This window comes from Zymomonas sp., assembly GCF_020216885.1.
GTDB lineage: Bacteria > Pseudomonadota > Alphaproteobacteria > Sphingomonadales > Sphingomonadaceae > Zymomonas.
In genome coordinates, this window is record NZ_JAIWON010000147.1 from 1 (window position 1) to 7,411 (window position 7,411).

General features: G+C 44.6%; 5 protein-coding genes and 1 pseudogene. All 6 read right to left on the bottom strand.

All coding sequences use genetic code 11. The annotated features are described in order from the left end of the window. Window positions 1-403: 403 nt before the first annotated feature. Window positions 404-2,650 carry a DNA topoisomerase IV subunit A gene (gene parC / locus LDL18_RS08075; RefSeq protein WP_296508529.1) on the bottom strand — a complete coding sequence of 749 codons (2,247 nt, stop codon included), beginning with the start codon at window positions 2,648-2,650 and terminating at the stop codon, window positions 404-406. Window positions 2,651-3,050: 400 nt separating this feature from the next. Next, window positions 3,051-3,830, bottom strand: coding sequence for a phosphoribosylaminoimidazolesuccinocarboxamide synthase (gene purC, locus LDL18_RS08080; RefSeq protein ID WP_011240892.1), 780 nt, complete (start codon window positions 3,828-3,830; stop codon window positions 3,051-3,053). Window positions 3,831-4,164: 334 nt separating this feature from the next. Further along, complete coding sequence (gene pstB, locus LDL18_RS08085) at window positions 4,165-5,037, bottom strand: phosphate ABC transporter ATP-binding protein PstB (protein ID WP_296508531.1); 873 nt, start codon at window positions 5,035-5,037, stop codon at window positions 4,165-4,167. Then, entirely contained in the window at window positions 5,037-5,873 is an 837-nt protein-coding gene (pstA, locus tag LDL18_RS08090) for a phosphate ABC transporter permease PstA (protein WP_296508533.1), read from the bottom strand. Before pstA ends, pstB begins: the two co-directional genes overlap by 1 nt. An 8-nt stretch (window positions 5,874-5,881) precedes the next feature. Next, window positions 5,882-6,841 carry a phosphate ABC transporter permease subunit PstC gene (gene pstC / locus LDL18_RS08095; RefSeq protein WP_296508535.1) on the bottom strand — a complete coding sequence of 320 codons (960 nt, stop codon included), beginning with the start codon at window positions 6,839-6,841 and terminating at the stop codon, window positions 5,882-5,884. Between the two features lie 94 nt (window positions 6,842-6,935). Then, window positions 6,936-7,411: pseudogene (locus tag LDL18_RS08100) on the bottom strand (substrate-binding domain-containing protein); the annotation flags it as partial.

A 7,411-nucleotide genomic window follows, 5' to 3' on the forward strand; every position in this document is an offset into this window, starting at 1 on the left:
AATAAAACAACGGGTTTTTTATTATTAAAGGTAATAAGCGCGGCCGGAAAAGGCATCGCATTGAAATAGCTTTGTTGTAAATTTTCTGAAGCTTCATCAAAAGGCCGACCACTGTCACTCATTACACCGGTCGTTTTTAATATAGGATCTGGCATAATTGATTTTCCAGCGGCCTCTACTTTATCTGTTAAGCAATAATAATAAATAAAAAATCAAGACAACAAATAAGGCCACGAAATTATCTTAATATTGTATCCATATTTATCATTTCGCTACCTTATTTGTATAAGTGAAACTATGTCGAGACAAAGAAAAATAATATTATACTGTTATGTAAAAAACCTATAACAAGGGTCATAACGGATAAAGATAAATTTTTAATTAAAAAACAAAGCCCTATCCATCATGAAAAACGGTTATTTTTCGGGAAACCAACCGGCGGCAAACGCCCGCTAGCACCGCGGGCAACGACCCAAGTTTTCATATCGGTTTCGGTTCTTATTCGACCAGATTCACCGCCCATTGGCCAACTCAAGCCCTCTTCAAGGGCAAAAGTCGTAGCATCTGACAGATGTCCGCCCCGATAACGTTGTAATTGAACACCACTTCCTTTTGCCAATTCAGGAATCTGGGACAGTGGGAAAGCTAATAATTTTCTATTTTCACCGATAAGGGCAATATGGTCATGACCTTCTTCGATGACTTTTAAAACCATCAAATATTCGCCTTTTTTGACTCTAACAATTTGTTTTCCCTTACGGGTTTCTGCAACCAAATTGGTCATCTGGGTAATAAAACCACGACCACCCGAAGAAACGACCAACAGCTTTCCTTCGGTATTAAGCGGTAATAAGGCCATTATCTTGGTGTCATTACTGATGTCCAACATCAATCGCACAGGTTCACCAAAACCGCGCCCACCGGGTAGTCGGTCTGCAAGCAAAGTATAAAATCGGCCATCTTCTGTCGCTATCAGCAAGCGATCAGTCGTATAAGCATGGCAGGTGAAATCAGCTTCATCCCCTTCCTTAAAGCGCATGGCTTCGGTCGATTTCAGATCAACATGACCCTTTAGACCCCGAATCCAGCCACGTTTTGACAACACAACGGTCATGGGTTCCCGCTCAATCATCGCATCTAACGGAATGGCTTTTGCAGGCGTTTGTTCTTCAATCAGCGTTTGGCGTGCGCCTAATTTGCTTTTTAGGCTATAGCGCTTACGCAAAGCAGACAAATCCGCTTTCAGCTTTTTACTTTGCAAAGCATCGCTTTCAATCAAAGCCTGAAGCCCTGCCCGCTCTTCTTTTAAGCTATCACGCTCTGCTGTAATTTCAGCTTCTTCTAGGCGTTTTAATGCTCTAAGCCGCATGTTCAGAATCGCTTCGGCCTGACGATCATTTAACTTGAATTCAGCGATCATGATCGCTTTCGGATCGTCTTCGTTTCTGATGATTTCGATCACCCGATCAAGATTGAGATAAGCGGCCAGATAGCCTTCTAGCAATTCAACTCGGTCATCAATGCGTTGTAAACGATGGCGACAACGTCGCTGTAGCATTGCAAATTGATGCGCCAGCCAATCTTTCAAAACCGTATGGAGCGGTAAAACCGCAGGCGTATGATGGCTATCCAGCACATTCATATTAAGCGAAATACGCGTTTCAAGACTGGTCAGATGGAATAAACCATCCATCAACAGCTGGGGATCAACTGCCCTGCTTTTGGGTTCTAGGACAATCCTGATATTTTCATCGGATTCGTCGCGTATATCGCTAAGAATAGGCAGCTTTTTCTCGTTTATCAAAGCCGCTATTTCTTCAATTAAACGCGATTTTGGTATCTGCCACGGTATTTCATTGATAACAATAATCCAGCCGCCGCGACCGATATCTTCAACCTCATAACGCGCTCTGACCCTGAAGGATCCCCGTCCTGTTTCATAGGCGTGACGGATGGTATCGACAGAATCGACGATTTGGCCGCCGGTCGGGAAATCAGGGCCTTTGACAAAGCGCAATAATTCTTTGGTTTCTGCTTCGGGATGGTCAATCAAATGACAGATAGCATCAATCAATTCTGCCACATTATGAGGCGGAATAGAAGTCGCCATACCGACGGCAATACCGCTTGAACCATTAGCTAAAAGATTGGGGAAGAGACCGGAAAAAAATTCTGGCTCTTCTTCTTCGCTATTGTAGGTAGGGCGAAAATCAACGGCACCTTCTTCCATGCCTTCCATAAGGTCATAGGCCGCCGTGGTCAGACGGGCTTCAGTATAACGCATAGCGGCGGCATTATCGCCGTCAATATTACCAAAATTACCCTGCCCATCGACCAAGGGGTAACGAAGGGCAAAATTTTGAGCAAGGCGCACCATAGCGTCATAAACAGATTGATCGCCATGCGGATGGTATTTACCGATCACATCGCCAACAACACGGGCGCATTTTTTATAAGCCGAGGCCGGATCAAGTTTTAACAGCCGCATCGCCCATAACAACCGCCGCTGTACTGGCTTTAACCCGTCTCTGATGTCGGGCAAAGAACGGGAGGTTATGGTTGATAAAGCATAAGCGAGATAGCGTTCTGATAACGCCTTATCAAAGGCTGTTTCGGAAATATTTTCAATGTCGGAAGAAAGGCTGGTCATAGAAATGGAATAACAGAATCCTGTTTATAGATAAGGGTTTAAAATGGTAAAAATGCAGATTTTTATATCGAGATCGCTGGGTCTTTTCTTGAGACCTCATTTTAGAAAGGGCAAAGCTACCCTCGACATTCAACATGAAAATGATTTTACATTATCTCTTCTAATGTCTCAATGACATCAGGCAAAAAGTCAACTGCGCCAGAAAATCCAATGTTATTCCAAGCCATCCACAAGCAGCTTCATTCTGGCAGCAAGATAAAGATCAATTCTTTGGAAAAGCTAGCCCCATTATAACAGGCTAAAAGATGAAAAAAGACGCAATGATAGGCGCGCCTAATAGAAGGATCAGCAAGGCCACGGATAGAATAAGATATATTCCATCCGCAGCAGGCTTTATATTTTATAAACCGCGATTTTTACGGTGGGATTCCAGATCCAACACCTCGGTATCGGGTTCAACTGGTAATAATCCTAAGCGGCGAGCAATTTCCTGATAGGCTTCGACTTCGCCTCCCAAATCCTGACGGAAACGGTCTTTATCCAATTTTTCATTGGTAACCATATCCCACAAACGGCAACCGTCAGGGCTAATCTCATCAGCCAGCAAGACGCGGCTATAATCATTTTCCCAGACACGACCAAATTCGAGTTTGAAATCGACGAGACGAATATTGATGGCCGCAAAAAGACCACTCATAAAGTCATTCACGCGGATCGCCATGTCAGCGATATCGTGCATTTCTTCCTGCGTAGCCCAACCAAAACAGGCAATATGCTCATCCGCGACCATCGGGTCATTGAGGGCATCATCTTTATAATAATATTCGATGATCGTCCGAGGCAGCGGGGTGCCTTCTTCAATGCCCAACCGCTTGCTCAAAGAACCGGCGGCAACATTTCTAATTACTACTTCGATCGGGATAATTTCGACCTGTTTAACCAATTGTTCGCGCATATTCAGGCGACGAATGAAATGGGTCGGAATACCGATTCCTGCTAACAGGGTAAAAATATGTTCGGAAACCCGATTATTGATAACGCCCTTACCGCTGATCATGCCTTTTTTCTGGGCATTAAAAGCAGTCGCATCATCCTTGAAATACTGGATAATGGTGCCGGGTTCTGGACCTTCATAAAGAATTTTGGCTTTGCCTTCGTAAATTTGGCGACGACGGGACATGAATTAGCTTCTCCGAAAAAGGAACAGGACAGATCCTGTGCCGAAAAAGGCAAGGCGCTTAATAAACGCTTTCTTATTTTGAGCGCTTTTATAACTGAAAATATGTCTGGCGCAAACAGCCGGATAGAAAGTTTATCATTTTTATGAAGGCAGGAGGAAAGTTTAAAAAAGGCTTTTATAATGATTACAAACAGCCAGAATATTTTATTTCATATCAATATAAAATATGCTCTTCTTAATAAAAATTAGCCAACCCCTACCCAAAAATTCAGAGATAATTGATCTGCCTATTTGAGAGGGATTGGCTGTTTATTTTTACAGAAAAAACTCTAATTTATCCAAATCGTCCCGTTAAATAGTCACGGGCGCGACGGGTCTTCGGACGAGCAAATAAACGATCGGTTGAACAAAACTCGATCATATTACCCAAATACATAAAGCCGGTATAATCCGAAATACGAGCGGCCTGCTGCAGATTATGGGTAACGATAACGATGCTTAGGTCTTTCTTTAATTCCATCAAGGTTTCTTCCAACCTTGCCGTCGAAACAGGATCAAGCGCAGAGGCTGGCTCATCCAGCAAAAGAACTTCCGGTTCAACCGCAAGCCCACGCGCGACACAAAGACGCTGCTGCTGTCCACCGGAAAGGCTAAGACCGGATTCTTTTAATTTATCTTTTACTTCATCCCAAAGAGCCGCACGATGCAAAGATCGCTCAACAATCTGATCTAATTCTTGACGCGATTTATTGAAATGAAGACGAACGCCATAGGCGACATTGTCATAAATCGACATCGGGAACGGCGTTGGTTTTTGGAAAACCATACCAATCCGCGCTCTGATTTGGGAAATATCATCACCCAATGGATCAAGGGTAACAGTATCGCCCCGTTCTTTTAGACGGGTAAGCGTATCATGGTCGGTCAGAATATCTTTTCCGTCCAACAAAACGCGACCCACTGCATATTGCTGAGGATAAAGAGCGTATATCCGGTTTAAAATCCGTAAAAGTGTGGATTTCCCACATCCAGAGGGGCCAATAAGCGCCGTAATTTTATTCCGCTCAACAGGTAAGCTGACATTAAATAAAGTCTGATGCGTCCCATAATAGAAATCGAGGTTGCGCGCTTCCAGATTGAGATTTTCTGCGGCTGGGGGCGCAATAAACTGTTCGAGGTCTTCGACCGTATTGTCTTTATTCGTCATTAGCGTTTTCCCCCTCTGGTCATAACGCGTCCTAAAATATTGATGGTTAGAACCGCCATAGCAATGAGCAAGGCACCAACCCATGCTAAATTACGCCAATCATCATAAGCGCTCATGGCGAATTGGAAGATAGTCGTTGGCAAACTGCCCATGGGTTCTGTCATATTAAGAGTCAGGAATTGATTACCCAGAGCGGTGAAAAGCAACGGTGCCGTTTCGCCACTGATACGGGCAAATCCAAGTAAACCACCGGTTAACAGTCCGGGGGCTGCCGCTTTCCAAATAATCGAACGGATAACCAAACCTTGAGAAGCCCCCAGCCCCATACCTGCTTCTCTTAGCGTGTTGGGTTGCAGCTGTAGCATATCATAGGTCGTTCTGGTCACAATCGGCATAGCCAGCAATGCCAGAGAAACGGCACCTGCAAAGGCCGAAAATCCGTGGAATGGTCGCACCATAATTTCATAAACGAAAAGACCGACCAGAATAGACGGCACAGAAAGCAAAACATCATTCAAGAAATGGATTGCTTGGCCATATTTAGAGTTACGGCTATATTCAGAAAGCCATGTGCCAGCCATAATGCCTAGAACAACAGCGATAATCATAGCCACCACACACATGGCAATAGAACCGATTATGGCATTTCTTAAGCCACCTGACATTCCGGGTGATGGCTGATCTTGTGTAAAGACCGAAAGATGCAAACCTCCGGCACCATTGACTATAAGAGACCCCAAAATAAGGGCGAGCATCCCAACAGCCAACAAAGTCGATAAGCTGCACAAGGCAACAAAAACTTTATTGATAAAGCGGCGTTTTAAATTGCTACTCATAAAAATGCCTAACTCCGTTTACCAATAAGAAGCCGGGCCATAATCAAAACCATAAAGGTGATCATAAACAGAACCAGCCCCAAAGCCGTTAAGGCTGCACTATGCATTTCGCTAGTGGCTTCGGTAAATTCATTGGCAATCGTTGATGCAATGGTTGAACCGGAATCAAAGAGAGAATGTGGCAGGCTGTGGGTATTACCAATGATAAAGGTCACAGCCATGGTTTCGCCTAAAGCGCGGCCTAAGCCCAACATGATGACCCCGATCAATCCTCTTTTGACATAGGGAATAATAACAGAACAGACGACTTCAAAAGGCGTCGCTCCCAAGCCATAGGCGGCTTCTCTTACCTGTGCAGGCACGGTCAGGAATAACTCCCGAAAGACCGATGCCATATAAGGCAAAATCATAATGGCAAGGATCAAAGAGGCTGTCAGAATATTGGCACCATTCGGTACCCCCGCGACCATTTTTCCTAACCATGTATCCGGTGAAACATGTATCAGAAGCGGGAATTGGATATAATGGGCAAACCAAGGCGCTAAAACAAATAGCCCCCACATACCGTAAACAATAGAAGGAATGCCGGCTAACAGTTCCACCGCAACGGCAATAGGTCTGGCCAAAATTCTGGGGCAGAATTCTACCAAGAAAACGGAAATCCCGATAGCCAGTGGCAAAGCCAGTAATAACGCCAAAAAGGCGGTAATCAATGTTCCTATAATTGGACCCGCTGCGCCATATACTTCCGAAACAGGATTCCATTCACTGGATAGGAAAAAGTTAAATCCGAAAGCCTTAAAGGCTGGCCAGCCACCGATAGCCAAAGCCACGATGATGCCAGCCATAGCAACAAGGGTCAGCGTTGCAGCCGAAAAGCACAGGGAACGGAAAATCATTTCTCCGAAAGACCCCGAAGGAAAAAGACGATTTAATCGAGAAGGCTGGGACAAGGCAGAATCACTCATAAAATTTATCCGACTCTCTTCTGACAGCTATCATCTTTTTCCTCATATCTGTTTAGGCTGATGTGGAATATTACAACAAACAGCCAGAATATACCTATCGGGCAGCGTTATAGACAGCTTTCCCGTTAATTTGAATGTTCGATCCCCATTGCTGGCGGATGAACGTCTTCACTTCTTTCGGTAATGGCGCATAGTCAAGAGATAAAGCATCCTGATCGCCATTCTGATATCCCCAATCAAAGAATTCTAGGATTTTAGCCGTGACTTCAGGCTTGCTTGGGGTGCGATGTAAAAGAATATAAGTCGTCGAAACGATGGGCCAGCTTTCTGCACCTCTCTGATCCAGAAGGGAAATATTATTACCAGCCGCATGCGTCCAATCAGCCGAAGCCGAAGCCGCTTTGAAACTTTCGGTGGAAGGATGCGGGAAACGGCCATCATGATTGGCAATTAAAGCATAAGGCACCGTGCTTTGACGGGTATAAGCATATTCGACATAGCCGATTGAACCGATTGTCTGTTTAACAAAGGCGGCTACTCCATCATTGCCTTTACCACCAAGACCAATCG